The 25,442-nt window shown below is 72.6% G+C and carries 26 protein-coding genes and 7 tRNA genes; 20 read left to right on the forward strand and 13 right to left on the reverse strand.

Translation table 11 applies throughout. The features are described from left to right. Window positions 1-862 (reverse strand): serine/threonine-protein kinase (locus tag ACFV1L_RS34060; RefSeq protein ID WP_380373568.1); only part of this gene is annotated, 862 nt, incomplete at its 3' end. A gap of 471 nt (window positions 863-1,333) precedes the next feature. Here ACFV1L_RS34060 and ACFV1L_RS34065 point away from each other — a divergent pair. Beyond that, on the forward strand, window positions 1,334-1,516 hold the full coding sequence (locus ACFV1L_RS34065; protein WP_380373570.1) for a hypothetical protein: 183 nt from the start codon (window positions 1,334-1,336) through the stop codon (window positions 1,514-1,516). Between the two features lie 251 nt (window positions 1,517-1,767). Here the strand turns inward: ACFV1L_RS34065 and ACFV1L_RS34070 are convergent. The 6 genes from ACFV1L_RS34070 to ACFV1L_RS34095 all read right to left on the reverse strand — a co-directional run bounded on the left by ACFV1L_RS34070 (window position 1,768) and on the right by ACFV1L_RS34095 (window position 2,401). Beyond that, window positions 1,768-1,842: transfer RNA gene (locus tag ACFV1L_RS34070), tRNA-Val, on the reverse strand. Window positions 1,843-1,879: 37 nt separating this feature from the next. Beyond that, a tRNA-Val gene (locus ACFV1L_RS34075) sits at window positions 1,880-1,951 on the reverse strand. A gap of 36 nt (window positions 1,952-1,987) precedes the next feature. Further along, window positions 1,988-2,059, reverse strand: a tRNA-Val gene (locus ACFV1L_RS34080). 47 nt (window positions 2,060-2,106) lie between these two features. After that, window positions 2,107-2,178: transfer RNA gene (locus tag ACFV1L_RS34085), tRNA-Val, on the reverse strand. 37 nt (window positions 2,179-2,215) lie between these two features. Next, a tRNA-Cys gene (locus ACFV1L_RS34090) sits at window positions 2,216-2,289 on the reverse strand. A 39-nt stretch (window positions 2,290-2,328) separates the two neighbouring features. Continuing rightward, a tRNA-Gly gene (locus ACFV1L_RS34095) sits at window positions 2,329-2,401 on the reverse strand. A gap of 300 nt (window positions 2,402-2,701) precedes the next feature. Between ACFV1L_RS34095 and ACFV1L_RS34100 the strand changes: the two genes are divergently transcribed. From ACFV1L_RS34100 to ACFV1L_RS34110, 3 genes are read left to right on the forward strand one after another with little or no spacing between them, the layout of a single operon-like run. Then, window positions 2,702-3,718, forward strand: a complete 1,017-nt coding sequence (locus ACFV1L_RS34100) for a chorismate-binding protein (protein ID WP_380373638.1) — start codon at window positions 2,702-2,704, stop codon at window positions 3,716-3,718. Between the two features lie 20 nt (window positions 3,719-3,738). After that, the gene (locus ACFV1L_RS34105; RefSeq protein WP_380373572.1) at window positions 3,739-4,572 is read left to right on the forward strand and encodes an aminotransferase class IV; all 834 of its coding nucleotides are present in this window, start codon (window positions 3,739-3,741) and stop codon (window positions 4,570-4,572) included. 31 nt (window positions 4,573-4,603) lie between these two features. Further along, window positions 4,604-5,446: a GNAT family N-acetyltransferase gene (locus tag ACFV1L_RS34110; protein ID WP_380373575.1), complete on the forward strand. Its 843-nt coding sequence runs from the start codon at window positions 4,604-4,606 to the stop codon at window positions 5,444-5,446. 21 nt (window positions 5,447-5,467) lie between these two features. Here ACFV1L_RS34110 and ACFV1L_RS34115 read toward each other — a convergent pair whose 3' ends face one another. The 3 genes from ACFV1L_RS34115 to ACFV1L_RS34125 all read right to left on the reverse strand — a co-directional run bounded on the left by ACFV1L_RS34115 (window position 5,468) and on the right by ACFV1L_RS34125 (window position 7,331). Further along, window positions 5,468-5,956, reverse strand: coding sequence for a DsbA family protein (locus ACFV1L_RS34115; RefSeq protein WP_380373577.1), 489 nt, complete (start codon window positions 5,954-5,956; stop codon window positions 5,468-5,470). 100 nt (window positions 5,957-6,056) lie between these two features. After that, complete coding sequence (locus tag ACFV1L_RS34120) at window positions 6,057-6,638, reverse strand: CGNR zinc finger domain-containing protein (RefSeq protein WP_380373580.1); 582 nt, start codon at window positions 6,636-6,638, stop codon at window positions 6,057-6,059. A gap of 279 nt (window positions 6,639-6,917) precedes the next feature. Further along, the gene (locus tag ACFV1L_RS34125; RefSeq protein WP_030056266.1) at window positions 6,918-7,331 is read right to left on the reverse strand and encodes an SsgA family sporulation/cell division regulator; all 414 of its coding nucleotides are present in this window, start codon (window positions 7,329-7,331) and stop codon (window positions 6,918-6,920) included. 399 nt (window positions 7,332-7,730) lie between these two features. Between ACFV1L_RS34125 and ACFV1L_RS34130 the strand changes: the two genes are divergently transcribed. Next, window positions 7,731-7,802 (forward strand) — tRNA-Val (locus ACFV1L_RS34130). Window positions 7,803-7,871: 69 nt separating this feature from the next. Here ACFV1L_RS34130 and ACFV1L_RS34135 read toward each other — a convergent pair. Then, complete coding sequence (locus tag ACFV1L_RS34135; protein ID WP_380373583.1) at window positions 7,872-8,645, reverse strand: 3'-5' exonuclease; 774 nt, start codon at window positions 8,643-8,645, stop codon at window positions 7,872-7,874. Window positions 8,646-8,902: 257 nt separating this feature from the next. Here ACFV1L_RS34135 and thrS point away from each other — a divergent pair, with 257 nt between their 5' ends. Both thrS and ACFV1L_RS34145 read left to right on the forward strand, forming a co-directional pair. After that, a complete protein-coding gene (thrS, locus tag ACFV1L_RS34140; RefSeq protein ID WP_380373585.1) occupies window positions 8,903-10,882 on the forward strand; it encodes a threonine--tRNA ligase in 1,980 nt (659 codons plus the stop codon). Between the two features lie 84 nt (window positions 10,883-10,966). Continuing rightward, the gene (locus ACFV1L_RS34145) at window positions 10,967-11,524 is read left to right on the forward strand and encodes an HIT family protein (RefSeq protein WP_380373588.1); all 558 of its coding nucleotides are present in this window, start codon (window positions 10,967-10,969) and stop codon (window positions 11,522-11,524) included. 77 nt (window positions 11,525-11,601) lie between these two features. Here the strand turns inward: ACFV1L_RS34145 and ACFV1L_RS34150 are convergent, their stop codons facing one another. Beyond that, the gene (locus ACFV1L_RS34150) at window positions 11,602-13,245 is read right to left on the reverse strand and encodes a hypothetical protein (RefSeq protein WP_380373590.1); all 1,644 of its coding nucleotides are present in this window, start codon (window positions 13,243-13,245) and stop codon (window positions 11,602-11,604) included. A 189-nt stretch (window positions 13,246-13,434) separates the two neighbouring features. On the opposite strand from ACFV1L_RS34150, the gene ACFV1L_RS34155 reads away from it, so the two are divergent. After that, window positions 13,435-13,857, forward strand: coding sequence for a thiol-disulfide oxidoreductase DCC family protein (locus tag ACFV1L_RS34155; RefSeq protein WP_380373593.1), 423 nt, complete (start codon window positions 13,435-13,437; stop codon window positions 13,855-13,857). A gap of 16 nt (window positions 13,858-13,873) precedes the next feature. On the opposite strand, the gene ACFV1L_RS34160 is transcribed toward ACFV1L_RS34155, so the two are convergent. Beyond that, on the reverse strand, window positions 13,874-15,889 hold the full coding sequence (locus ACFV1L_RS34160) for an elongation factor G (protein WP_380373596.1): 2,016 nt from the start codon (window positions 15,887-15,889) through the stop codon (window positions 13,874-13,876). Window positions 15,890-16,016: 127 nt separating this feature from the next. Here ACFV1L_RS34160 and pgsA point away from each other — a divergent pair, with 127 nt between their 5' ends. The 12 genes from pgsA to yajC all read left to right on the forward strand — a co-directional run bounded on the left by pgsA (window position 16,017) and on the right by yajC (window position 25,437). Next, window positions 16,017-16,673 (forward strand): phosphatidylinositol phosphate synthase, encoded by a 657-nt coding sequence (pgsA, locus tag ACFV1L_RS34165; protein WP_380373598.1) that lies wholly within the window; start codon window positions 16,017-16,019, stop codon window positions 16,671-16,673. Further along, window positions 16,670-17,575, forward strand: coding sequence for a phosphatidylinositol mannoside acyltransferase (locus tag ACFV1L_RS34170; RefSeq protein WP_380373601.1), 906 nt, complete (start codon window positions 16,670-16,672; stop codon window positions 17,573-17,575). Before pgsA ends, ACFV1L_RS34170 begins: the two co-directional genes overlap by 4 nt. Next, the gene (locus ACFV1L_RS34175) at window positions 17,572-18,744 is read left to right on the forward strand and encodes a glycosyltransferase family 4 protein (RefSeq protein WP_380373604.1); all 1,173 of its coding nucleotides are present in this window, start codon (window positions 17,572-17,574) and stop codon (window positions 18,742-18,744) included. The genes ACFV1L_RS34170 and ACFV1L_RS34175 overlap by 4 nt, the downstream gene beginning before the upstream one ends. Window positions 18,745-18,768: 24 nt before the next feature. Then, window positions 18,769-19,131, forward strand: coding sequence for an isomerase (locus ACFV1L_RS34180; RefSeq protein WP_380373607.1), 363 nt, complete (start codon window positions 18,769-18,771; stop codon window positions 19,129-19,131). Window positions 19,132-19,150: 19 nt separating this feature from the next. Beyond that, on the forward strand, window positions 19,151-19,696 hold the full coding sequence (locus ACFV1L_RS34185; RefSeq protein ID WP_380373609.1) for a hypothetical protein: 546 nt from the start codon (window positions 19,151-19,153) through the stop codon (window positions 19,694-19,696). 157 nt (window positions 19,697-19,853) lie between these two features. Next, window positions 19,854-20,765 carry a pyridoxal 5'-phosphate synthase lyase subunit PdxS gene (gene pdxS, locus ACFV1L_RS34190; RefSeq protein WP_380373612.1) on the forward strand — a complete coding sequence of 304 codons (912 nt, stop codon included), beginning with the start codon at window positions 19,854-19,856 and terminating at the stop codon, window positions 20,763-20,765. Between the two features lie 109 nt (window positions 20,766-20,874). After that, a complete protein-coding gene (gene pdxT, locus ACFV1L_RS34195; RefSeq protein WP_380373615.1) occupies window positions 20,875-21,486 on the forward strand; it encodes a pyridoxal 5'-phosphate synthase glutaminase subunit PdxT in 612 nt (203 codons plus the stop codon). Window positions 21,487-21,577: 91 nt separating this feature from the next. Continuing rightward, a complete protein-coding gene (locus ACFV1L_RS34200; RefSeq protein WP_035860092.1) occupies window positions 21,578-22,333 on the forward strand; it encodes a YebC/PmpR family DNA-binding transcriptional regulator in 756 nt (251 codons plus the stop codon). 122 nt (window positions 22,334-22,455) lie between these two features. Then, the gene (gene ruvC, locus ACFV1L_RS34205; protein WP_380373618.1) at window positions 22,456-23,079 is read left to right on the forward strand and encodes a crossover junction endodeoxyribonuclease RuvC; all 624 of its coding nucleotides are present in this window, start codon (window positions 22,456-22,458) and stop codon (window positions 23,077-23,079) included. Window positions 23,080-23,117: 38 nt separating this feature from the next. Then, on the forward strand, window positions 23,118-23,729 hold the full coding sequence (ruvA, locus tag ACFV1L_RS34210) for a Holliday junction branch migration protein RuvA (RefSeq protein ID WP_380373620.1): 612 nt from the start codon (window positions 23,118-23,120) through the stop codon (window positions 23,727-23,729). Window positions 23,730-23,789: 60 nt separating this feature from the next. After that, window positions 23,790-24,863, forward strand: coding sequence for a Holliday junction branch migration DNA helicase RuvB (gene ruvB, locus ACFV1L_RS34215; RefSeq protein WP_380373623.1), 1,074 nt, complete (start codon window positions 23,790-23,792; stop codon window positions 24,861-24,863). 184 nt (window positions 24,864-25,047) lie between these two features. Continuing rightward, a complete protein-coding gene (gene yajC / locus ACFV1L_RS34220) occupies window positions 25,048-25,437 on the forward strand; it encodes a preprotein translocase subunit YajC (RefSeq protein ID WP_380373625.1) in 390 nt (129 codons plus the stop codon). Window positions 25,438-25,442 lie beyond the last annotated feature (5 nt).

The following is a 25,442-nucleotide window of genomic DNA, read 5'->3' on the forward strand; positions in this document are numbered from 1 at the left end:
GCTCTTCGGCGCGCGCCGCGGCCCGGGCGGCCCGGCCGCCGACGCCGCGCGCGGCGAGCTCGCTCAGGCGCTCGTGCAGTGCGGCGGCCGGCGGGCGCTCCGAGGGCTCCTTGGCCAGGCAGGCCCGCACCAACGGGGCCAGCACGGGCGGGATCCCGGTCAGGTCCGGCTCCTCGTGCACCACCCGGTACAGCATCACCTCGGACGAGGCGCCCGACCCGAACGGCGACTCCCCGGTCAGCGCGAACGCGAGCGTCGCGCCGAACGCGAACACGTCGGTGGCGGGCGTCACGGCCGCGCCGCGCACCTGCTCAGGCGCCAGGAAGCCGGGCGAGCCGACTGCCGTGCCGACATGGGTGAGGGTGGACGCGCCGCGTGACCAGGCGATGCCGAAGTCGATGATCCGCGGGCCCTTGGGGGAGAGCAGGATGTTCGACGGCTTGAGGTCGCGGTGCACCACGCCCGCCTCGTGCACCTTCACCAGGCCGTCGGCCAGCGCCGCGCCGATCCGCGCCGCGTCCGGCCAGGCCAGCACCCCCTCCTCGGAGACCTGCTTGTACAGCGACGGCCCGGGCACGTACGCGGTGGCCAGCCAGGGGCGGTCGGCCTCGATGTCGGAGCCCATCACCCGGGCCGTGCAGCCGCCGCGGATCCGCGACGCCGCCGCGATCTCCCGGGCGAACCGGGTGCGGAACTCGGCGTCCTCGGCGAGTTCGGCGCGGATCAGCTTCAGCGCGACCCGCTGCCCCTTCCGGTCCGAGCCGAGGAAGACCACGCCCATCCCGCCCGCGCCCAGCCGCCGGTGCAGCCGGTACGGGCCGACGATGCGGGGGTCCTCACGCCGCAGCCGCATCATTGCCATTTGCCCGTACCCGTTCCCGTTCCGTCAGCCTGTGGGGTGAGGCCCCGTCGGTCCGGGGCACCGTCAGACAACTGTCTCGGCACAGCTTACGGACAGGTAGCGGCCCCGTGCTGACACGCAACACACGAACCGCCGGTCGGATTGTCGGATCGGCAGCCGTGGCGCGCCGTCAGACCCCGTGCCCCACCGGCGATTCCGGCGGTCCCCCAGGGGGCGCCGTCAGGGTCGCCTAAGGGGTCGGCGCACTCCCGTGTCCGACCTCAGGCGTACGCGCCCGCCGCCACCTCCTACCAGCGGAGGCGATCGGAACGGTACGCCGGCATGACGACCCCGACTGCCGCGCCGCCTACCGTTGTTCACAGCGAGGACGGCCCCGCTCGTCCCCCGAGAATGACCGTCCTCGCTGCCAAGCGCGCACCACCCGTCCCCGACCCGACCGCAGTACCGCAGCCCGGCAGGAGCACAGCAGACATGGCACCGCTCACCAGAGCCCTTCGCCGCCGGCCCCTGGCCCCGCACCCGGCGGAGACCAGGCACCCGATGGTGGCCCTCGCCATCGCCCTGCCCTGCGCGATCCTGCTGATGGCCCTGTTCGGGGCGTGGGACCAACTGGCGGCCCAGACCAAAGCGGTCGCCGATCTGATCGGGCGCTGACCCCCAATGGGGTAGGGGTCTTCGCCGGCCGGAGCAACCCTCATCAAGTCGTGGACGGACGAAATGAGTGGCGCAGGCTGCAGCTCCGGCCTCACCCGGTGGCCGGGAACGACACGTCGGTGAGGGCGTGCCGTTCCCGGCCACTCCCGTGTCCGCCGGCACCGGCTCCCCGAAAGCCCCGGCCCGGCCCGCCCGTTGCGGCCGGGAACGCCGAGAGCCGCCGTCCGGATCCGGACGGCGGCTCTCAACCGTGGTGCGCGATACTGGGATTGAACCAGTGACCCCTACCGTGTCAAGGTAGTGCTCTCCCGCTGAGCTAATCGCGCGGGGATGCGCCGAGGGCTCCGAGGAGTCCTCCCTGCGTGCGCGATACTGGGATTGAACCAGTGACCCCTACCGTGTCAAGGTAGTGCTCTCCCGCTGAGCTAATCGCGCGGGGGGTGCCAGGGACTTCGACGAGCCCTGCCGGTGTGCGCGATACTGGGATTGAACCAGTGACCCCTACCGTGTCAAGGTAGTGCTCTCCCGCTGAGCTAATCGCGCCGGGAGGTTCCGATGTGTAAACCCGGAGACCAAGATCCGAAGACCAGTGCGCGATACTGGGATTGAACCAGTGACCCCTACCGTGTCAAGGTAGTGCTCTCCCGCTGAGCTAATCGCGCGGGGAGGGCCCGCCGGTCGGAACCGGAAGGCACCTCTTGGAGGTGGAGACGGGATTTGAACCCGTGTACACGGCTTTGCAGGCCGTTGCCTCGCCTCTCGGCCACTCCACCAGGCAACTTCTGAAGAACGATCTTACCCGTTCCCCATCGAGCGGACGACGAGATTCGAACTCGCGACCCTCACCTTGGCAAGGTGATGCTCTACCAACTGAGCCACGTCCGCCTGTCTCCCTGGGGGCCCCTCCGGTTTTCCCGGCGGCGCTCCCTGGCGACGTGTTGAACTCTAGCGGATTCCCGGCCCAGCTGAAAAATCCGTTCCCGCAGCGTGGCGCGGTGGTGGCCGCCCGATGCCCAACCGTCGGACCCGGTCGGACCGTTCCCGCAGGCCCCCGACCTAGACTTTCGGTACCGGGGCGAACCCCCGGCACCACGCCCGCGCCCGCGCGACCACAACGGGCAGCACCACGATCCGCGCAGGAGAACCGTGTCCGGCCGCACCGCCCCGCTCAGCCCCCACCAGCCGATGGCCCGCTTCGCCGGACGCCTCGCCACCGGCCTGCGCGAGGTCAGCCACGACCCGGCCGCCCTCGACCGCGGCGGATTCTGGGCCGTCGCCCACGACTTCGAGGGCCGCCTCACCTGCGCCCGGTTCGACGACGTCCGCCCCGACCCCGGCCCGCCCGCCACCGGCGACTGGCACGGGCCCGCCCCCGACAGCTGGCACACCTCCCTCGACGCGGACGCCTACCGCGCGGGCGTGCGCCGCATCCGCGAGCACATCGCGGCCGGCGAGGTCTACCAGGCCAACCTCTGCCGGGTGTTGAGCGCACCGCTGCCCGACCCCGACCGCACCGACATCGACGCCCTCACCGGACTCCTCGCCGCGCACAACCCCGCGCCCTACGCAGGGACGATCCGCCTCCCCGAGCACGGCGTCGAAATCGCCACCGCCTCGCCCGAGCTGTACCTGAGCCGCCACGGCCGCACCGTCCGCTCCGGCCCCATCAAGGGCACCGGCCGCACCGAGGACGACCTGCTCGACAAGGACCACGCCGAGAACGTGATGATCGTCGACCTGGTCCGCAACGACCTCGGCCGGGTCTGCGACACCGGCACCGTCACCGTCCCCGACCTGTGCGCCGTCGAGAAGCACCCCGGCCTGGTCCACCTCGTCTCCACCGTCGAAGGACGCCTGCGCGCCGACGCCGACTGGGCGCGGCTCTTCGACGCCACCTTCCCGCCCGGCTCCGTCACCGGCGCACCCAAGAGCAGCGCGCTGCGCATCATCCGCGACCTCGAAACCGCCCCCCGCGGCCCCTACTGCGGCGCCCTCGGCTGGATCGACGCCGACCGCGGCGAGGCCGAACTCGCCGTCGGCATCCGCTCGTTCTGGATCGAACGGGACTCCGGCCGGCCCGTCCTCAAGTTCGGCACCGGCGCCGGAATCACCTGGGACTCCGACCCCGACCGCGAATGGCGGGAAACCGAACTCAAAGCCGCCAGGCTGGTGGCGATAGCCTCCACCGGCACCCCCGCCTGACCGCAAGGAGCACCACGCCGATGATCTGGGTCAACGGAACCCTCAGCACCGAGGACGACGCCGCACTCTCCGTCCTCGACCACGGACTCACCGTCGGCGACGGCGTGTTCGAGACCGTCAAGGCCGAGAACGGCGAACTCTTCGCCCTCACCCGCCACCTCGACCGCCTCACCCGCTCCGCCCGCGGCCTCGGCCTCCCCGACCCCGACCACGACCGGGTCCGCGAGGCCTGCACTGCCGTGCTCGCCGCGAAGCCGCTGCCGCTCGGCCGCCTGCGCATCACCTACACCGGCGGCCTGGCCCCGCTCGGCTCCGAACGCGGCGACTCCGACCCCACGCTGGTCGTCGCCCTCGGCAGCGCGACGCGCCGCCCCGACACCACCGCCGTCATCACCGTCCCCTGGCGCCGCAACGAGCACTCCGCCGTCACCGGCCTGAAGACCACCTCGTACGCCGAGAACGTCATCGCCCTCGCCGCCGCCCACCGCGCCGGCGCCAGCGAGGCACTCTTCGCCAACACCGCAGGCCGGCTCTGCGAGGGCACCGGCTCCAACGTCTTCCTGGTCCTCGACGGCCGCCTCGTCACCCCCACCCTCGAATCCGGCTGCCTCGCCGGCATCACCCGGCAGCTCGTCATCGACTGGACCGGCGCCGAGGAGATCGACGTCCCGCTCGAAGCGCTCGCCGACGCCGAAGAGGTCTTCCTCACCTCCACCCTCCGCGACGTCCAGGCCGTCACCCGCATCGACGCCCGCACCCTCCCGGCCGGCCCGGTGACCCGCAAGGCGATGGAGGTCTTCGCCGAGCACGCGGCCCGCGACAGCGACCCCGTCCAGGAAGCGAGGGGACGGTAGAACCGGCCCGAGGGCGGGAAAGGTGGCCGGTATGACAACCACGCTGCGGCCGGACGGCGCCGAGGGGGCCGCGGTCGGCAACGGCCGGACGCGGCACTGGCAGATCATGGTCAACGGCCACCCGGTGGGAGGCCTGCGGACCACCGCCTGGCCCAGGAGCGGCTTCTGCCCGGGCGAGATCAGCGAGCTGGAAGTCACCGAGGGGCCCCGGCGCGGCCGGGGCACCATCGGCGTGCTCGCCGCCGAAGAGGTGCTGCGCTCCTGGGGATGCACCCGGATCGACGTCACCGTGCCCGCCGAGGCGGACGCCGGCCTGCGGCTCGCCCGGAGCCTCGGCTACACCGAGCGGATGCGCAACCTGATCAAACCGCTCACCGAACTCCCGGAAATTCCGGCCGGGTTGACGGTCCGTCGGATCGGACCGGAGGCGTACCCGGCCTGGGAGCAGGAGGCCATCGAGGGCTACCGGCAGGAGCTGATCGAATCCGGACTCGGCGACGCCGAGGCGACCGCCAAGGCCGAGCACGACCACCACCGCGCCCTGCCCGACGGCCCGCACACCCCGGACACCGTGCTGCGCCGACTCCTCGACGCCGACGGCCGGGTCCTCGGCTGCCTCTGGGTGGCCCTCCACCAGGACCGCCTGCCCGACGGCAGTTCGGTGGCCTGGGTCATGCTGGTGGAGGTCGCCCCCGAACACCGCGGCCGGGGCCACGGCCGGACCCTGATGCGCCTCGCCGAACGCGAATGCCTCGTCGCCGGCGTCCACCACCTGGGTCTCAACGTGTTCGCCGACAACGGCCCGGCGATCGCGCTCTACGACTCGCTCGGCTACCGGGTCACCCGGCGCATCCTCAGCAAGCCGCTGCTCTGACCCGCCCCGACCGCCGGGCGGTCAGCCGCCCAGCAGTTCCACGAGGCGCTCGAACAGCCCGTCCCGGGACTGGCCGCCGTCCAGCCGCTTGCCGGCCACCACGTACGTCGGGGTGCCCTTGACGCCGATCGCCCGGCCCTCGGCGACGTCCGAGTCGACCAGCAGCATGTGACGGCCGTCGATCAGCGCGGTGTCGACCTCGTCCGCGTCCAGCCCCACCGAGCCGGCGATCTCCACCAGCGCCTGCGCCCCGCCGCGCTCCACGTCCTCCAGCCGGGCCAGCACCGCCTCGGTGAACTCCCAGCCGCGCCCCTGCTCGAACGCCTCGGCAGCGGCCTCCGCCGCCGGGTACGCGTACTTGTGCTTCTCCAGCGGGAAGTGCCGCAGCTCGATCGTCAGCGCCGCGCCGAAGCGGGCGCGCAGCGCGTGCAGGTCGTCCAGCGAGGTACGGCAGTCGGGGCACAGCAGGTCGCACCAGAACTCGACGCGGGGCAGGGGGGAATCGCTCATGCCCCCAGTCTCCCAGCTCCGCCGCCCGGACCCGACCAGCCCGACCCCGGTACCGGCCCGGACCCGACCGGCCCGCCACCGGTGCCCGAGCGCCCCGGCGTCAGTGACCGGCGGCGGCCACCGCCCCGGCCTCCGCCGAGCGCTGCCGGGCCCGGTAGGCGGCCACGTGCAGCCGGTTGCCGCAGGTGCGGCTGTCGCAGTAGCGGCGCGAGCGGTTCCGCGACAGGTCGACGAAGACCCGGGCGCAGTCCGGCGCCTCGCAGCGGCGCAGCCGCTCCAGCTCGCCGGCCATCACGATGAACGCCAGCGCCATGCCGAGTTCGGCGGCCAGGTGCCGTCCGATCGCGGCGTGCGGCGCGAAGTAGTGGATGTGCCAGCCGTGGTGGTCGTGGTTGGTCAGCCGGGGCGTGGTGCCGGCCTCCGCGACCAGCGCGTTGACCAGTTCCGCGGCCCGCTCGACGGTGCCGGCGGAGAAGACCTCCCGCAGCCGGTCCCGCAGCTCGTGCACGGCGGCCAGGTCGGCCGGGCCGAGCGAGTCGATCTCGCTGATCTCCTGCCCGACCACGAAGGCGCTCAGTGCCGCCACATCGGCCAGCTGCTCGCTGCCGCACGCCTCCGGCGCGGTGTTCAGCAGCTCCACCAGGATGCTCAGCGCGCATTCGGTGTCATGGGTGATCAGCACGTGGGAACTCCTCACGCGGCGGCGGTCCGGGGACCACCGCGTCGGTCATCGCGGGGGCCGACTCTACCGGCCCGGGCCGGGCTTCGGGCCCGTACGCGGCCCGGGCGCGCGGCGGACGCGGCTTGGCCCCGGGCGCCCGCTCCGTGGGAGGGGACGCCCGGGGCCTGGCCCCGAGGCCGCCGGTGGGCGGCAGTGAACTGCGACCGTGCCCCCGAGTAGGACGGTGCGCATCGAGGCGATCCCGCCGCCGCGCGACGGCGGGCCGGACTCGTTCGGTGTTCAGCTCTCGGCGAGGATGTGGGACAGCTCCCGGTCGAGGTCGAAGTGACGGTGTTCGGTGCCGGGGGGCACCGCGGCGTCCGTCCGCTTGAGGAACGACTCAAGCGCCCGGGCCGGGGCCTCCAGCAGTGCTTCTCCTTCCGGAGAGCTCAGGGCGATGCAAACCACGCCTTGACCGTGGCTGCGGGACGGCCACACCCGGACGTCGCCGGTACCGGTGGGTCGGTGCAGCCCCTCCGCGAGGAGGTCGCGGGCGAACACCCACTCCACGGTCTCGTCGGCTCCGGTGTGGAACGTCGCGTGCACGGCATAGGGGTCGGCAGTGTCGTAGCGCAGGCCCGCGGGGACGGGCAGTGACGACTCGCTGGACACGATGAGGCGCAGGTGCAGCTCGCAGCTGACCGTGGTGTTCATAAGCGCCAGGGCCTTTCGCTCAGTGTGCGCTCGGGGAATCGCACGTCGGCGAACGGACCATCCCACCTGAAAGCCCGGTGTAAACCCGTCTGTCCCGATTCCGGTGCGAGTCGTACCCCTTCCGGCGCATTGCGGAATCCCCCGAACGGCCCGCCCGGGCACCGGCCGGGCCGGTAACGGCAGGGGATTACCGGCGGTCGCACCGGACCGGCTCCCCGGCGGCTGGAGGAACGCACGAACCTGCCGCCGCCGGCCCCGCCCGACGCACCGGCCCTCCCGCGGCCCCCGCCGCCGACCCGCCGACGCCGCTGGTCGGGGAGCCGGGGCGGCAGCGGGCGCGACGAGGGGCGGGGGTGGTCGGAGCACCCGCGCGGATGGGGTAATGTTTTCCCTGCAGCCGGGCGATTAGCTCAGCGGGAGAGCACTTCGTTCACACCGAAGGGGTCACTGGTTCGATCCCAGTATCGCCCACCGAGCACACGACGAAGGCCCCGACCACCAGGTCGGGGCCTTCGTCGTTGCGCCGTTCCGGTCGGACCGTCAGGCGGCCAACTCGCAGGCGTGGCCCGGCTCCAGGCGCTCGCCGCAGCGGCAGCGGGCCGGCCGCATCGGCCAGGCCGTGTCCACCCGCTCCGGGGCGCCCGCCCGCTCGAACCAGCGCTCCAGCCCGCGCGCCTGGGCCGCGTGCCACATCGCCTGCCGCAGGTGCAGCTCCGCCGGGGACATCCCGCCCAGCCGCTCCGGGTGCCGGGCGGCCACCGCCCGCACCAACTCCAGTGCGGCCAGGGCGTCCGCCGCCGCGTCGTGCGCACCCAGCAGTGGGACGCCGTAGTGCGCGCAGAGGTCGGTCAGGGTGCGGCGGCCCTTGCGGTAGCGGTCCACCTGCTTGTCCAGCACCCGCGGATCGAGCACCAGCAGCTCCGCGCCGCCCAGCGCCTCCGTCAGCGAACCCGCCCCGTGCCGGCGCAACTCCCGGTCCAGCAGCGTCAGGTCGTACGGCGCGTTCATCACCACCAGCGGCACGCCCGCGCGGGTCTGCTCGGCCAGCGCGCGCGCCACCTCCACCGCCACCGCCCGCGGCGGGCGGCCGTTGGCGCGCACGTGGTCGTCGGAGATGCCGTGCACCGCGCGGGCCTGCTCCGGGATGGGCACGCCCGGGTCCGCCAGCCAACTGCGGACCTCGGCCGCGCCGCCCGGGCCGGACTGCACCACCAGGGCGGCCGAGACGATCCGGTCCTGCTCGACGTCCACACCCGTCGTCTCGGTGTCGAAGGACGCCAACGGACCCTGGTACCAGGAACGGAGCTGTTGCATGACGCCCCCTCAGACGCCGCGCGGTCCCTTGCCGGGCGGCGCTCCCACCGAGGACCAGCGGGGCGCCGCGCCGTGTCCAAGTGATACCGCAGTTGACGGACGGTCAACCGTGCCGGACGACCCCTTTGTGGCGGAAAGTGACCGAATGATCACCGGAGCCGCCGCGGCCCTTGGCGACGGGGACCGGGCCCGGCTCGGTACCATGCACAACGCAGCGGTCGTGCTGCACCCCACAGCCAGAACGTCAGGAGAGACCGGTGACGGACGTCCGGATCATCATCAACCGCGAACCCGATCGGGAAGAGCGCGTGGTGACCACGGGCACTACGGCCGCCGAGCTCTTCGCCGACGACCGCGCCGTGATCGCCGCCCGCGTCGGCGGCCAGCTCAAGGACCTCGCCTACGCCGTCCAGGACGGCGACGAGGTCGAGCCCGTCGAGATCTCCAGCCCCGACGGCCTCGACATCCTGCGGCACTCCACCGCGCACGTGATGGCCCAGGCCGTCCAGCAGGTCTTCCCGGAGGCCAAGCTCGGCATCGGCCCGCCCGTCCGCGACGGCTTCTACTACGACTTCGACGTCGAGAAGCCGTTCCACCCGGACGACCTCAAGACCATCGAGAAGAAGATGCAGGAGATCATCAAGCGGGGGCAGAAGTTCTCCCGCCGCGTGGTCACCGACGAGGCCGCCCGCGAGGAACTCGCCGCGGAGCCCTACAAGCTGGAGCTGATCGGCCTCAAGGGCTCCGCCGCCACCGCCGGCGAGGGCGCCGACGTCGAGGTCGGCGCCGGCGAACTCACCATCTACGACAACGTCGACCCGAAGACCGGCGAAGTCTGCTGGGGCGACCTCTGCCGCGGCCCGCACCTGCCCAGCACCCGGCACATCCCGGCGTTCAAGCTGATGCGCTCCGCCGCCGCCTACTGGCGCGGCAGCGAGAAGAACCCGATGCTGCAGCGCCTCTACGGCACCGCGTGGCCCACCAAGGACGAGCTGAAGGCCCACCTCGACTTCCTCGAGGAGGCCGCCAAGCGCGACCACCGCAAGCTCGGCACCGAGCTCGACCTGTTCTCCATCCCCGAGCAGATCGGCTCCGGCCTCGCCGTCTTCCACCCCAAGGGCGGCATCATCCGCCGCACCATGGAGGACTACTCGCGCAAGCGGCACGAGGAGGAGGGCTACGAGTTCGTCTACACGCCGCACGCCACCAAGGGGAAGCTGTTCGAGACCAGCGGCCACCTCGACTGGTACGCCGACGGCATGTACCCCCCCATGCAGCTCGACGAGGGCACGGACTACTACCTCAAGCCCATGAACTGCCCGATGCACAACCTGATCTTCGACGCGCGCGGCCGCTCGTACCGTGAACTGCCGCTGCGCCTCTTCGAGTTCGGCACCGTGTACCGGTACGAGAAGTCCGGCGTGGTGCACGGCCTGACCCGCGCCCGCGGCTTCACGCAGGACGACGCGCACATCTACTGCACCCGCGAGCAGATGGCCGACGAGCTGGACCGGACGCTGACCTTCGTCCTGGACCTGCTCCGCGACTACGGCCTGAACGACTTCTACCTGGAGCTGTCCACCAAGGACCCGGAGAAGTTCGTCGGGTCGGACGACGCGTGGGAGGAGGCGACCGCCGTCCTGGCCAGCGTCGCCGAGAAGCAGGGCCTGCCGCTGGTGCCGGACCCGGGCGGCGCGGCCTTCTACGGCCCGAAGATCTCGGTGCAGGCGCGGGACGCGATCGGCCGCACCTGGCAGATGTCGACCATCCAGCTCGACTTCAACCTGCCGGAGCGCTTCGAGCTCGAGTACACCTCGGCGGACGGCTCGCGGCAGCGGCCAGTGATGATCCACCGCGCGCTGTTCGGCTCGATCGAGCGCTTCTTCGCGGTGCTGCTGGAGCACTACGCGGGCGCCATGCCGCCGTGGCTGGCCCCCGTCACCGTCACCGGCATCCCGATCACCGACGAGCACGTGCCGTACCTGCTCGACGTGGCGGCCGAGTTGAAGAAGCACGGGATCCGGGTGGACGTCGACACCTCGGACGACCGGATGCAGAAGAAGATCCGCAACGCCCAGAAGTCGAAGGTCCCGTACATGCTGATCGCGGGCAACGACGACGTCGAGGCCGGCGCGGTGTCGTTCCGGTACCGCAACGGCGAGCAGAAGAACGGCGTCCCGCGCGACCAGGCGATCGCGGAGATCGTCGAGGCGGTGCGGAGCCGGGTCCAGGTCTGACGCCCGGATCCGGTCCGGCGTGCGGGGCAGCCTCCTCCGGGGGTCTGCCCCGCACTGCTTGGTTCGCGGGGTGTCGCGGCGCTTATGCTGGCCAGCATGACGAGTGAGCCGGAACTGCAGCGGGGCGTGGGGGAGCCGGACGGCTTCCGTCGCCTGTGGACACCTCATCGGATGGCGTACATCCAGGGCGAGAACAAGCCCACCGGGCCGGCTCCGGACGACGGTTGCCCGTTCTGCTCGATCCCGAAGCTGAGCGACGAGGACGGCCTGATCGTGCAGCGCGGCGAGTCGGTGTTCGCGGTGCTGAACCTGTACCCGTACAACGGCGGGCACTTGATGGTGGTGCCGTACCGGCACGTCGCGGACTACACCGAGCTGGACGGGCCGGAGACGGCGGAGCTCGCGGAGTTCACCAAGAAGGCGATGACGGCGCTGCGGGCGGCCTCCGGGGCGCACGGGTTCAACATCGGGATGAACCAGGGCGCGGCCGCGGGCGCCGGCATCGCGGCGCACCTGCACCAGCACGTCGTGCCGCGCTGGGGCGGGGACACCAACTTCATGCCGGTGGTGGGCCACACGAAGGTGCTGCCGCAGCTGCTGGCGGACACCCGGAAGGTGCTGGCCGAGGTGTGGCCGGCCTGATCCGGTGAGCGGCTGACGCGGCAGGGGCCGTGCGGGAGCGAACTCCCGCACGGCCCCTGCCGTCGGTGCCGGTGGGCCTACCCGGCGTCGTACTTGTCGGCGCGGAACGGGCGGCTGCCCTGCATCTCGGCGCGGATGACGTTGGAGCGGTTGGCGATCCGGTCGGTGGCGACGTCGTGCTCGTCGAGGAACTCGACCACCGCGGCGTGGATCAGGCCGACCACGGGGGTCGGGATGTAGAGCGCGTCGTCGGACTTGAAGCGGCTGTTCCAGGTCGGGTCGGCCCACGCCTGCCGCAGGCAGAGGGGTTCGGGGAGGCCGATGGAGCCGCCGAGCCACTTCTGCAGGCTGGGGATCTTGTGGAACGGGGCGCGGACGGCCTGCCGGACGATCTCGTCGTCGGTGACGACCGGGAGTTGGACGGTGCGGTTCTCCCAGAACCGGAGGGTCTTGGGGACGTCCTTCTCGGGGGTCTTGGGCTTCCCGGTGAAGTAGCCGGCGATCGGGCCGAGGGCGTGCGCGGTGGCGGTGACCTGGAGGCTGTGCGACAGGACCATGATGCTGACCACCACGGTGGTGACCAACTGGCCCTTGTGCAGCACGAATTGGACGGCGATCCGGTGCCGGGTGTCGGTGCCGACGCTCTGCTTGTTGGCGACCTCCTGGACGGCGAAGTCGCGCATCCGGTCGCCGTCCATGTCGGCGCCGGTGGGGCGGCCGATCTCGTCGGCGCCCTCGCCGGTGTCGAGCACCACCCAGTGGCTGATCTGCGGCTTGGGCAGGCCGCCGTTGGGGACGTCGCTGCCGCTGAGCGCGCCGAGGCGGTCGGTGATCCGGCGGGCGAGGTCCCAGACGTGGAAGGCGCGGAAGTCGGGGTGGCCCTCCGCGGGGCGGAGGTCCTCGCGCAGCGACCACTCGGCCCAGCGGGCGCCGATGCCGAGGATGCCCTTGGGGCCGGCGTAGTGCTGGATGTTGGTGCGCTGCTCGTTGGTGAGGCGGTCGAGGCCGGCCTTGAGCTCGTTGGCCTTCTTGTCGAGGTGGTCCTTGGGGACGGCCTTCGGGACCACCGCGGCGACCGGGCTGCCGCCGACCAGGTCGCCCCAGCGGGCGCGCTGCTGCATGACGGAGGTGACCACGGTGCGCTTGGCGAGGTACCAGCCGACCACCGGGCCGATCATCACCACCCGGCAGTACAGGCCGAGCAGCCCGTCGGCCGGCGGGCGGATCAGCAGGAACAGCGTCAGCGCGACGGCGGCGAGCAGGGCCAGGGTGCCGACGAAGCCGTCCCGGGCGGCGGACTTCTTGGTGCCGAGCCAGGCGCGGGCCTGGTAGGCGGCGAGCCAGATCAGGGTGCCGGGCAGGAAGAGCAGGCCGCAGACGACGCTGAGGGTGGAGAGCCGGCGGTCGCGGGCCTCGCGCAGGTCCTGGGCGGCGAGGCAGTGCTCGACGACCATGCGCAGGTCGGTGCCGTGCGAGGGCACGATCGGTTTGCGGCCGCCGCCCAGGGTGCGGTCGATCAGGGCGCGGCTGAACGCCTCGCCGGCGCTGGGCCGGAACAGGGCGAACTTGCCCTTCTTGACGCTCACTCCCGCGAGCGCCTCGAGTTCGCTGTAGTCGCCGGTGCGGTAGGCGGCGGAGGAGAACGCCTGGGTGACCGCGGTCTGATGACCGACGTCCGTCCGTGGTACCTGTGCGCCCGGCGTCATGTCGAGCTGAGTCACCTGAGCAGCTCCTCCTCCCCTGATGGTCTGCGGCAGGTTACCGCGCGGCGGCGTGCCTGTGCGGATCATCAGCTGATCCTGGGTCACATCTCGGCCGCCCGCGGCCGTTTCGGGTGAATGTTGCCCCGTCGTGGGGACTTCGACGCACCGGGTTTGCCCGCGGGTGTGACGGGGCGAGAGGATCGCGGTATGACGAGTGCGTTCGCACCGGGGCCGGTGCTGGTTTTCGACGGTGATTGCGCGTTCTGTTCGAGCTGTGTGCGGTGGGCCGAGCGCTATCCGCGGCAGAGCCTGTCCTCGGCGGGCTGGGAGGCGGTGGCGTTCCAGTTCGCGGACATGGCGGCGCTGGGTGAGTTCACCGGCGGCGAGGTGACGGAGGAGCGGGCCTCCCGCGAGGTGCTGTGGATCACCCCGGACCGCAAGGTGTACGGCGGCTCGCAGGCGGTGGCGCGGCTGCTGATGCGCTCGGGCGGCCTGTGGGCGTGGGCCGGCGGGCTGCTGGCGCTGGCCCCGGTGCGGCCGCTGGCGGACGCGGTGTACCGCTGGGTGGCGCGGCACCGGGACCAGATGCCGGGCGGCACGAAGGCGTGTGCGCTGCCGCGCCGCTCCTGAGGTTCCTGACGCCCCGTCAGCCCGCGGTGACGTACCGGGCGGCGAGGTGGGCGGGCATGGGGGCGTGGCGCAGGTAGCTGCGGGTGAACCGGCCGGTTCCGTGCGACAGCGAGCGCAGGTCGAGCGGATAGCGGGTGAGTTCGAGTTCGGGGACTTCGGCGCGGACCAGGCTCAGGCCCGGCCCGCCGATCTCGGTGCCGAGCACGTGGCCCCGGCGCGCGGACAGGTCGGTGAGGACGGCGCCCTGGTATTCGTCGGGCAGCAGGACGCGGACCTCGTCGACCGGTTCCAGCACGCGGACGTCGGTGTGCTCGGCGGCTTCCTTGAGGGCGAGTTGGGCGGCGGTCTGGAAGGCGGCGTCCGAGGAGTCGACGGAGTGCGCCTTGCCGTCGGTGAGGGTGACCCGGACGTCGGTCATCGGGTGGCCGTGCAGGCCTTGGGCGAGCTGGGCGCGGACGCCCTTCTCGACGGACGGGACGAAGTGCCGGGGGACGGCGCCGCCCACGACCCGGTCGACGAACTCGAAGCCGCCGCCGGGCAGCGGTTCGACGGTGAGGTCGCAGATCGCGTACTGGCCGTGTCCGCCGGACTGTTTGACGTGCCGGCCGTGCCCGTCGGCGGGGGCGGCGAAGGTCTCGCGGAGCGCCACCTCGTACGGGACGGTCTCGACGTGGACGCCGTGCCGGGCGGTGAGCCGGTCGAGGGTGACGGCGAGGTGGGCCTCGCCGGTGCACCACAGGACGAGCTGGTGCGTGTCGGGGTTCTGTTCGACGCGCAGCGCCGGGTCCTGGGCGGCGAGCCGGGCGAGGGCCTGGGAGAGCTTGTCCTCGTCGGCCTTGGAGCGGGCCCGGACGGCGGTGGGCAGCAGGGCCTCGGGCAGCGGCCAGGGCGGCAGCACGGTGCTGTCGGCGGCGAGCGTGTCCCCGGTGCGGGCGGCGGCCAGTTTGGCGACCGTGACGAGGTCGCCGGCGACGGCCTGCGGGACGGGGCGCAGCTGGTGGCCGAACGGGCTGTGCAGGGCGGTGAGGCGCTCCTCGGTGCCGTCGGGGAGGTGGGCGGCGGTGTCGGGGCGCAGGGTGCCGGTGAAGATCCGTAGCAGGCTGAGGCGCCCGAGGTAGGGGTCCTCGCCGGTCTGGACGACCTGGGCGGCGAAGGGGGCGTCGGGGTCGGCGGCGGGGAGGCCGTCGGAGCGGTCGGCGGGGGAGGGGAAGGCGGCGGCGACCAGGTCGAGCAGGGCGTCGCAGCCGGTGCCGTCGGGGGCGGTGGCGAGGACGGGGTGCAGGGTGCCGGCCAGGACCTCGCGGCGCAGGCCGGCGGTGAGGGCGGCGGTGTCGAGCTCGGCGCCGTCGAGGTAGCGCTGCATCAGCGTGTCGTCCTCGCCGGCCAGGGCCTCGACCAGGCGGGCGCGCTCGGCGGTGAGGTCGCCGGGGTCGTCCGGTTTGCCGTAGGCGCGGCCGGTGAGCAGGTCGGTGGTGCCGTGCAGGTGGCCGTCGCGCAGGTCCGGGTGGTGCAGCAGGCGGACGGTGTCGGGGGTGCCCAGGGTGTCCTGGAGCATCCGCAGCACGTCGTCGAGGCGGACCCGGGCGGTGTTGAGGTGGGTGAGGGCGACGGCGCGGGGGAGGCGGGCCTCCTCGCACTGCTGCCAGAGCGCCCGGACGGGGCGGGGAACGCTCTCGTCGGCGGCGGAGTGGACGAAGACGGCGGCCTCGGCGGCGCGCAGGGCGGCGTACAGCTCGCCGGCGAAGTCGGCGTAGCCGGGCGCGTCGAGGACGTTGACGGTCAGGTCCTGCCAGGGGAGCGGGAGGAGCGCGAACTGCACGGAGCGCTGCTGCTGGTGCTCTATGTCCTCCCAGTCGGCGGCGGTGGTGCCGTCGGGGACGGTGCCCGGTCTGGTCAGGGCGCCGGCGGCGACGGCGAGTGCTTCCGCGAGGGTGGTCTTGCCGACTCCGCCTGCCCCTACCAGGGCGATGTTGCGGAGCCGGCCGGGTCGGTCGGCGGGCGTGCTCGGGGAGTGGGCTGTCCGGTCCGGCATGGCTGGCCTCCTGCCGCTCGATCAGCGTGGATACCATTGTCCAGCCGGGCGGGGCCATCCGCGCGGCCGCCCGGCGGGCAAGCGGCTCGCGGGCGCCAATCCGAGGAGCGGAGCGGACCGGAAGGCCATGCTCAACAAGTACGCGCGTGGCTTCTTCACACGTGTCCTCACCCCGTTCGCGGCGATGCTGCTGCGGTGGGGTGTCAGTCCGGATGCGGTCACGCTGATCGGAACGGCCGGCTCGGTGGCGGGCGCCCTGGTGTTCTTCCCGCGCGGGGAGTTCTTCTGGGGCACGATCACCATCACGCTGTTCATCTTCTCCGACCTGGTGGACGGGAACATGGCCCGCCAGGCGGGCCGGTCCAGCAAGTGGGGGGCGTTCCTGGACTCCACGCTCGACCGGGTCGCCGATGCGGCGATCTTCGGCGGTCTGGCGATGTGGTACGCGGGGAAGGGCGACAACGACATCCTGTGCGGGGTGTCGATCTTCTGTCTGGCGAGCGGCCAGGTGGTGTCGTACACCAAGGCGCGCGGCGAGTCGCTGGGCTTCCCGGTGAACGTCTCGGGGCTGGTGGAACGGGCCGAGCGGCTGGTGATCAGCCTGGTGGCGGCCGGCTTCGCGGGCCTGCACAAGTTCGGGGTGCCGTACATCGAGTGGCTGCTGCCGATCGCCCTGTGGGTGGTCGCGGCGGGCAGCCTCGTGACGGTGGCGCAGCGGATGCTGACGGTGCGCCGGGAGTCGGCGGAGCTGGAGGCGGCGGGCGCCGCCGAGGGGGTCAAGTGAGGGAACGGTTGGTCGACACGGCCTACGCGGCCGGCTGGGCGGGGCTGAAGCACCTGCCGGAGCCGGTGGCCCGCGGCCTGTTCAACGTCATCGCCGACGTGGCGTGGCGGCGGCAGGGCAAGGGGGTGCGGCAGTTGGAGGCCAACCTGGCCCGGGTCCACCCGGACGCGGACGCGGCGCGGCTGCGGGAGCTGTCGCGGGCCGGGATGCGGTCGTACCTGCGGTACTGGATGGAGTCGTTCCGGCTGTCCACCTGGAGCCCGGAGCGGATCGCCGCGGGCATGCAGGTCAAGGGCCTGGAGCAGCTGAACGAGGCGATGGCGGCGGGGCGCGGCGCGGTGCTGGCGCTGCCGCACATGGCGAACTGGGACCTGGCGGGGGCGTGGATCGCGTCCGCCGGCGGGTTCCGGTTCACCACGGTCGCGGAGCGGCTGAAGCCGGAGTCGCTGTTCGACCGGTTCGTGGCGTACCGGGAGAGCCTGGGCATGGAGGTGCTGGCGCTGACCGGCTCCGACGTGTCGGTGGTGGGGACGCTGGCGCGGCGGCTGCGGGACGGCAAGCTGGTCTGCCTGGTCGGCGACCGGGACCTGTCGGCGGCCGGGATCCCGGTGGACTTCTTCGGCGAGCCGACCCGGATGCCGGCCGGTCCGGCGCTGCTCGCGCAGCGCACCGGCGCGGCGCTGTTCCCGGTGTCGCTCTGGTACGACGGGCCGCTGCTGCGCGCGGAGGTGCACCCGGAGGTGGTGCCGTCGGGCGTGGGCGAGCGGCAGGAGCAGGTCGCGGCGATGACGCAGGCGACGGCCGACGTGTGGGCGGAGGCGATCCGCGAGCACTCGGTGGACTGGCACATGCTGCAGAAGCTGTGGCTGGCGGACCTGACGCCGCGGAGGGCGGAGTCGTGAGGATCGGCGTGGTCTGCCCGTACGACTGGGACGTGCCGGGCGGTGTGCAGTTCCACATCCGGGACTTGGCCGAGCACCTGATCCGGCTGGGCCACGAGGTGTCGGTGCTGGCCCCGGCGGAGGACGAGGAGGCGCTGCCGCCGTACGTGGTGTCGGCGGGGCGGGCCGTCGCGGTGCCGTACAACGGGTCGGTGGCGCGGCTGAGCTTCGGCTTCCTGTCGGCGGCCCGGGTGCGGCGCTGGCTGCGGGAGGGCCGGTTCGACATCCTGCACGTGCACGAGCCGAACTCGCCGTCGCTGTCGATGCTGGCGGCGTGGGCGGCGTCCGGGCCGATGGTGGGGACGTTCCACACGTCGAACCCGCGGTCGCGGGCGATGATCGCGGCGTCGCCGATCCTGCAGCCGGGCCTGGAGAAGATGTCGGCGCGGATCGCGGTGTCGGAGTACGCGCGGCGCACCCTGGTCGAGCACCTGGGCGGCGACGCGGTGGTGATCCCGAACGGCGTGGACGTGCGGTTCTTCGCGGACGCCGAGCCCGACCCGAGGTGGCAGGGCGGCGCGGCCGGGGGCGGGCCGGGCACCATCGGCTTCATCGGCCGGATCAACGAGCCGCGCAAGGGCCTGCCGACGCTGCTGGCGGCGCTGCCGCGGATCCTCGCCGAGCGCCCCGGGGTCCGGCTGCTGGTGGCCGGCAAGGGCGACGAGGAGGAGGCGGTGGCGGGCCTGGCGCCGGAGGTGCGCGCACAGGTCGAGTTCCTCGGCATGGTGTCCGACCGGGACAAGGCGCGGCTGCTGCGCAGCGTCGACCTGTACGTGGCGCCGAACACCGGCGGCGAGTCGTTCGGCATCATCCTGGTCGAGGCGATGTCGGCGGGTGCGCCGGTGCTGGCCAGCGACCTGGACGCGTTCCGCCAGGTGCTGGACGGCGGCGCGGCCGGCGAGCTGTTCCCGGTCGAGGACGCGGACGCGCTGGCCGCCTCCGCGGTCAAGCTGCTGGGCAGCCCCGAGCGGCTGCTGGCGCTGCGCGAGGCCGCGTCGCGGCACGTGCGGCGGTTCGACTGGGAGACCGTCGGCGCGGAGGTGCTGTCGGTGTACGAGACGGTCACCGACGGCCGTCCGCCGGTCGCCGAGGCCGAACCGTCCGGCCGCCACCTGCGTCCTGGCCGCTGAACCCTGCTCGCGAGAGGTACCACCATGCCGCTGATCACCGTCGACTACACCGACCGGCTCGCCGACTGCTTCGACCGGCGCGGCTTCGGGCTGGCCCTGAACCGGCTGGCGGTGAAGCTGATCGACGCCAAGCCGGAGGGCTGCAAGACCCGCTTCCGGCGCACCGAGGAGGCGGTGATCGGCGCGGACGCCGAGACGTTCGCGCTGGTGGCGATCGATTTCGAGATCTTCCCGGGGCGGACCCCGCACGCCAAGGCGGCGCTCGCCGAGGCGGTGCTGGCCGCGCTGCCGGAGTACCTGGGCGCGGATCCGGGGGCGGTGCAGGCGACCGTGTCGATCTGGGAGACCGACCGGGAGTCCTACCGCTCGGCGTCGTTCGGCGGCTGAGCCGGTACCGTAACGCCCCGTGACTACCTGGATCTGGGCCCTCGCGGCCGTCGCACTGTTCGCCGTCTACCTGAGCTGGACGGCGGGCAGGCTCGACCGGTTGCACGCCCGGATCGACGCCGCCCGCGCCTCGCTGGACGCCCAGCTGCTGCGCCGGGCGTCGGTGGCGATGGAGCTGGCCACCTCCTCGCTGCTGGACCCGGCCGCGTCGATCCTGCTGCTGGAGGCCGCGCACGGGGCCCGGCAGGCGCAGGACGAGCAGCGCGAGGTGGCGGAGAGCGAGCTGAGCGAGGCGCTGCGCGCGGTGCTGGACGAGCCGGAGCAGGTCGCGGCGGTGCGGGCGGCGCCCGGCGGCGAGGACGCGGTGCGCGAGCTGGTGGAGGCGGTGCGCCGGGTGCCGATGGCGCGGCGCTTCCACAACGACGCGGTGCGGGCGGCCCGGGCGGTGCGCGAGCACCGGCTGGTGCGCTACTTCCGGCTGGCGGGGCGGGCGCCGTTCCCGATGGCCTTCGAGATGGACGACGAGCCGCCGGTTGCCCTCACCCCGGAGGGCGCGCCCGCGTAGGCTAGGCGCTGCTTTTCACCACCGTCCGCCGCCCCCGGTGCGCTGGCCTGATTGTCGTATGCCGCGAGCGGCGCTGGACCATGTGGCGTATGGGTCCGGACCCTCTCGGGCCTACGATAGGTCGATAGCACCGGTTCATTCCTGAGTGAGGTCTTACGTGTCCACCACCCCCACCACCGCAGACCAGCCGCAGATCGGCACCGCCCGGGTCAAGCGCGGCATGGCCGAGCAGCTCAAGGGCGGTGTGATCATGGACGTGGTCAACGCCGAGCAGGCGAAGATCGCCGAGGACGCCGGCGCGGTCGCCGTGATGGCCCTGGAGCGCGTCCCCGCCGACATCCGCAAGGACGGCGGCGTGGCCCGGATGTCCGACCCGAACATGATCGAGGAGATCATCGGCGCGGTCTCCATCCCGGTGATGGCCAAGTCCCGCATCGGCCACTTCGTCGAGGCCCAGGTCCTGCAGTCGCTGGGCGTCGACTACATCGACGAGTCCGAGGTGCTCACCCCGGCCGACGAGATCAACCACTCCGACAAGTGGGCGTTCACCACCCCCTTCGTCTGCGGCGCCACCAACCTGGGCGAGGCCCTGCGCCGGATCGCCGAGGGCGCGGCCATGATCCGCTCCAAGGGCGAGGCCGGCACCGGCAACGTCGTCGAGGCCGTCCGCCACCTGCGCCAGATCAAGAACGAGATCGCCAAGCTGCGCGGCTTCGACAACAACGAGCTGTACGCCGCCGCCAAGGAGCTGCGCGCCCCGTACGAGCTGGTCCGCGAGGTCGCCGAGCTCGGCAAGCTGCCGGTCGTGCTGTTCTCCGCCGGTGGCGTGGCCACCCCGGCCGACGCCGCGCTGATGCGCCAGCTCGGCGCCGAGGGCGTGTTCGTCGGCTCCGGCATCTTCAAGTCGGGCGACCCGGCCAAGCGTGCCGCCGCCATCGTGAAGGCCACCACCTTCTTCGACGACCCGAAGATCATCGCGGACGCCTCCCGCAACCTGGGCGAGGCCATGGTCGGCATCAACTGCGACACCCTGCCGGAGTCCGAGCGCTACGCCAACCGCGGCTGGTGAGCCCCGGGGCCGTTCCGGCCCCCCTCGGCCCGCCGCGCGAGCAATCGGCGCGGCGGGCCGCTCCGTGGGCTTTCCCGGCCCGTAGTTCGACATCGAAGAGGTAGTGACCGTGAGCACCCCCACCATCGGCGTCCTCGCGCTGCAGGGCGACGTCCGTGAGCACCTGGTGGCGCTGGCCGCCGCCGACGCGCTGGCCCGGCCGGTCCGCCGCCCCGAGGAGCTCGCCGAGGTCGACGCCCTGGTGATGCCCGGCGGCGAGTCCACCACCATCTCCAAGCTGGCGGTGCTGTTCGGCCTGATGGACCCGCTGCGCGAGCGCGTCCGGGCCGGCATGCCGGTCTACGGCACCTGCGCCGGCATGATCATGCTGGCGGACAAGATCCTGGACGGCCGGGATGACCAGGAGACCGTCGGCGGCATCGACATGACGGTCCGCCGGAACGCCTTCGGCCGGCAGAACGAGTCCTTCGAGACCGCGATCCCGTTCGCCGGCATGCCCGGCGACCCGGTCACCGGCGTCTTCATCCGCGCGCCCTGGGTCGAGTCGGTCGGCGCGGGCGTCGAGGTGCTCGCCGAGGTGCCGGCCGCCGACGGCCCGGACGCCCGGATCGTGGCGGTCCGCCAGGGCAACCTGCTGGCCACCTCCTTCCACCCGGAGCTGACCGGCGACCACCGCGTCCACGAGTACTTCGTGCGGATGGTCGAGGCCGCCGCGCAGTAGCCGCGGCGCGGTGACCGTGTGCCACCCCGCAGTGCGGCACCGGTAGGATCTCCCCTGTTCATTTCCCATTGGCGACGAAAAGGAGCTGGCGATGTCCGGCCACTCTAAGTGGGCTACCACCAAGCACAAGAAGGCCGCGATCGACGCCAAGCGCGGCAAGCTCTTCGCCAAGATGATCAAGAACATCGAGGTGGCGGCGCGCACCGGCGGCGGCGACCCCGCCGGCAACCCGACGCTCTACGACGCCATCCAGAAGGCGAAGAAGAGCTCCGTCCCGATCGACAACATCAACCGGGCCGTCAAGCGCGGCTCCGGCGCGGAGGCCGGCGGCGCCGACTACTCGACGATCATGTACGAGGGCTACGGCCCGAACGGCGTGGCCGTCCTGATCGAGTGCCTCACCGACAACCGCAACCGCGCGGCCTCCGACGTCCGCGTCGCGATGACCCGCAACGGCGGCAGCATGGCCGACCCGGGCTCGGTGTCGTACCTGTTCAACCGCAAGGGCGTCGTGATCGTCCCCAAGGCCGACGGCGTGGACGAGGACAAGGTCCTGGACATCGTCCTGGACGCCGGTGCCGAAGAGGTCAACGACCTCGGCGAGGCCTTCGAGGTGATCTCCGAGGCCACCGACATGGTCGCGGTCCGCACCGCGCTGGTCGACGCCGGCGTCGACTACGACTCCGCCGACGCCAACTTCGTCCCCAGCATGCAGGTCGAGCTGGACGCCGAGGGCGCCCGCAAGATCTTCAAGCTGATCGACGCCCTGGAGGACAGCGACGACGTGCAGAACGTCTTCGCCAACTTCGACGTCTCGGACGAGATCATGGCCGAGCTGGACGCCTGAGTCCCGTTCCCGGCGTCCCCCGCCCGGTGGCTGCTCGCGGCCGCCGGGCGGAGGCGTGTCCGGGGCCGGTTGTCCGTGGTCGGGGGTAGCCTTCGCAGGTCGGAGAGAGGTGGGGCGGGCACGTGCGGGTACTGGGTGTGGACCCTGGGCTGACCAGGTGCGGCGTCGGGGTCGTCGACGGACTGCCCGGGCGGCAGCTGGCGATGCTCGGCGTCGGCGTCGTGCGGACACCGCCGGGCGACGAGCTCGGGCCGCGCCTGCTCGCCGTCGAGCGCGGGCTGGAGGAGTGGCTCGACCGCTACTCGCCCGAACTCGTCGCCGTCGAGCGGGTGTTCGCGCAGCACAACGTCCGCACCGTGATGGGCACCGCGCAGGCCTCCGCCGTCGCCGTGCTCTGCGCGACGCGGCGCGGCATCCCCGTCACGCTGCACACGCCCAGCGAGGTCAAGGCCGCCGTCACCGGCTCCGGCCGGGCGGACAAGGCGCAGGTCACCGCCATGGTCACCCGGATACTCCGGCTCGACGCCCCGCCCAAGCCCGCCGACGCCGCCGACGCCCTGGCGCTGGCGATCTGTCACATCTGGCGCGGCGGCACCACCAACCGCCTGACGGCGGCGATCCGTGCGCACCAGAGCGGCACGTGGCACACCCCCTCCACGGAGGATCCGCCCGAGCAGCAGGCAAGTGCACCCCGGGCGGCGTACGGCAGAGTGCCGGGTCGCCCGCGCAGTTCCTCGCGCCCCTGACGGGGCCCACGTTCACCAGAGAAGGAAGTGGGGCGGCCATGATCGCCTTTGTGCAGGGGCCCGTCGCCGCGGTGGGGGCCGGGGTGGCCGTGGTGGAGGTCGGGGGAGTGGGGATGGCGGTGCAGTGCACGCCGTCCACGCTGGCCGCGCTGCGGGTGGGGGAGGTGGCGCGGCTGGCGACCTCGCTGGTGGTCCGGGAGGACTCGCTGACCCTGTTCGGCTTCGCGGACGACGACGAGCGGGCGACGTTCGAGGTGCTGCAGGCGGCGCCGGGCGTCGGGCCGAAGCTGGCGCAGGCGATCCTGGGCGTGCACTCGCCGGAGGCGCTGCGGGTCGCGGTGGCGGCCGGTGACGAGAAGGCGCTGATCGCGGTGCCGGGCATCGGCAAGGCGAAGGCGGCGAAGCTGCTGCTGGAGTACAAGGACAAGCTGGGCGCCCCGCACGGCACGGTGCCGGCGCAGAAGCCGGTCGCGTCCGGCCCCGCGCCCTGGCACGAGCAGCTGCACTCGGCGCTGGTGGGCCTGGGCTACGCTCCGCGGGAGGCGGACGAGGCGGTCTCCCGGGTGACGCCGGACGCCGAGGCGCAGGCCGTGCCGGACGTGGGCGCGCTGCTGCGCCTCGCGCTGCGCGGCCTGAACCGGGCCCGCTGAGCACCACCGCCACCGCGGTGACGATCCGTCACCAAGTCGACAAATGGGGAGCCGTTTCCGATGAGTCCGTACGAGTCCGAGCCCGTTGACCGCCTGGTGACGGCGTCCGCCGACGGCGAGGACCAGGCGGTGGAGGCGGCGCTGCGGCCGCGGCTGCTGGAGGAGTTCATCGGCCAGGAGCGGGTGCGCGAGCAGCTCTCGCTGGTGCTGCAGGCGGCCCGCCAGCGCGGCGCCGCACCGGACCACGTGCTGCTGAGCGGCCCGCCCGGACTGGGCAAGACCACGCTGTCGATGATCATCGCGGCGGAGCTGAACGCGCCGATCCGGATCACCTCCGGCCCGGCGATCCAGCACGCGGGCGACCTGGCGGCGATCCTGTCCTCGCTGACCGAGGGCGAGGTGCTGTTCCTCGACGAGATCCACCGGATGTCCCGGCCCGCCGAGGAGATGCTGTACATGGCGATGGAGGACTTCCGGGTCGACGTGATCGTCGGCAAGGGCCCGGGGGCCACCGCGATCCCGCTGGAGCTGCCGCCGTTCACGCTGGTCGGGGCGACCACCCGGGCCGGCCTGCTGCCGCCGCCGCTGCGCGACCGGTTCGGCTTCACCGGCCACATGGAGTTCTACGCGCCGGCCGAGCTGCAGCGGGTGGTGCACCGTTCGGCGGGCCTGCTGGACGTCGAGATCGACCCGGCGGGCGCGGCGGAGATCGCCGGCCGCTCGCGCGGCACGCCGCGCATCGCCAACCGGCTGTTGCGCCGGGTGAGGGATTTTGCGCAGGTCCGTCACGACGGTCTGATCACCCGCGAGATCGCCGCGCAGGCCCTGGAGGTGTACGAGGTTGACGCGCGCGGACTGGACCGGCTGGACCGGGCGGTGCTGCAGGCGCTGCTGAAGCTGTTCGGCGGCGGACCGGTGGGTCTGTCCACGCTGGCGGTGGCCGTCGGGGAGGAGGCGGAGACGGTGGAGGAGGTCGCCGAGCCGTTCCTGGTAAGGGAAGGACTGCTCGCGCGCACCCCGCGCGGGCGGATCGCCACCGCCGCGGCCTGGCAGCACCTCGGGATGACTCCGCCGCAGTCGGTGCGGGCGCCGCGCGGGGCGCAGTCCGGACTCTGGGCGGACGGCGAGGCGTAACTCGGCTTCCTTATCGGCGGTTTATGTCCATGCCAAGGCTCGCCACTTTCGGCGGCACACTGGCATGCTTGGCGTTGTCCGTTCAGTGCGGGTCGCCTAGACTCCGCCGGACCGCCCCTCTCGCCCGACGGGCCGACGTACACGCACTGGCCGCCCGACCGGTGGCCGACAAAGGACCCTGGCTGTGAACTTCATCATCCTCCTCCTCCCGCTCCTCGCGATCTTCCTGATGTTCCGCTCGCAGAAGAAGCGGCAGGCGCAGATGCAGAGCATGCAGTCCGCTCTGCAGCCGGGTTCGGGCGTCCGCACCATCGGCGGCATGTACGCCCTGGTCAAGGCGGTCAACGACGAGACGGTCGAGCTCGAGGTCGCTCCCGGCGTGGTGGCCCACTACACCAAGGGCGCCATCGCGGCCGTCCTGGAGCCGCTCGAGTACGACGCGATCATCAACGGCCGCCCGGCCGAGGACGAGTCGGCCGAGGACGTCGAGGCCGTCGAGGACGCCGACGAGAAGCCGCTGAGCCTGTCCAAGGACGAGGCGAAGGCCGACGCCGAGGCTCCCGAGAGCAAGTAGTACGG

The sequence above is a fragment of the Kitasatospora sp. NPDC059646 genome (assembly GCF_042734615.1).
GTDB lineage: Bacteria > Actinomycetota > Actinomycetes > Streptomycetales > Streptomycetaceae > Kitasatospora.

What these genes read in the sequence shown, in the direction of transcription:
- ACFV1L_RS34155 (WP_380373593.1), top strand. Translation starts at nt 13,435, where the DNA reads ATGACGAGTGCGTTCGCACCGGGGCCGGTGCTGGTTTTCGACGGTGAT.
- ACFV1L_RS34105 (WP_380373572.1), top strand. Translation starts at nt 3,739, where the DNA reads ATGATCTGGGTCAACGGAACCCTCAGCACCGAGGACGACGCCGCACTC.
- ACFV1L_RS34115 (WP_380373577.1), bottom strand. Translation starts at nt 5,956, where the DNA reads ATGAGCGATTCCCCCCTGCCCCGCGTCGAGTTCTGGTGCGACCTGCTG.
- ACFV1L_RS34200 (WP_035860092.1), top strand. Translation starts at nt 21,578, where the DNA reads ATGTCCGGCCACTCTAAGTGGGCTACCACCAAGCACAAGAAGGCCGCG.
- ACFV1L_RS34065 (WP_380373570.1), top strand. Translation starts at nt 1,334, where the DNA reads ATGGCACCGCTCACCAGAGCCCTTCGCCGCCGGCCCCTGGCCCCGCAC.
- pgsA (WP_380373598.1), top strand. Translation starts at nt 16,017, where the DNA reads ATGCTCAACAAGTACGCGCGTGGCTTCTTCACACGTGTCCTCACCCCG.
- ACFV1L_RS34180 (WP_380373607.1), top strand. Translation starts at nt 18,769, where the DNA reads ATGCCGCTGATCACCGTCGACTACACCGACCGGCTCGCCGACTGCTTC.
- ACFV1L_RS34110 (WP_380373575.1), top strand. Translation starts at nt 4,604, where the DNA reads ATGACAACCACGCTGCGGCCGGACGGCGCCGAGGGGGCCGCGGTCGGC.
- ACFV1L_RS34100 (WP_380373638.1), top strand. Translation starts at nt 2,702, where the DNA reads ATGGCCCGCTTCGCCGGACGCCTCGCCACCGGCCTGCGCGAGGTCAGC.
- ACFV1L_RS34160 (WP_380373596.1), bottom strand. Translation starts at nt 15,889, where the DNA reads ATGCCGGACCGGACAGCCCACTCCCCGAGCACGCCCGCCGACCGACCC.
- ACFV1L_RS34135 (WP_380373583.1), bottom strand. Translation starts at nt 8,645, where the DNA reads ATGCAACAGCTCCGTTCCTGGTACCAGGGTCCGTTGGCGTCCTTCGAC.
- ACFV1L_RS34125 (WP_030056266.1), bottom strand. Translation starts at nt 7,331, where the DNA reads ATGAACACCACGGTCAGCTGCGAGCTGCACCTGCGCCTCATCGTGTCC.
- ruvA (WP_380373620.1), top strand. Translation starts at nt 23,118, where the DNA reads ATGATCGCCTTTGTGCAGGGGCCCGTCGCCGCGGTGGGGGCCGGGGTG.
- ACFV1L_RS34145 (WP_380373588.1), top strand. Translation starts at nt 10,967, where the DNA reads ATGCTGGCCAGCATGACGAGTGAGCCGGAACTGCAGCGGGGCGTGGGG.
- ruvB (WP_380373623.1), top strand. Translation starts at nt 23,790, where the DNA reads ATGAGTCCGTACGAGTCCGAGCCCGTTGACCGCCTGGTGACGGCGTCC.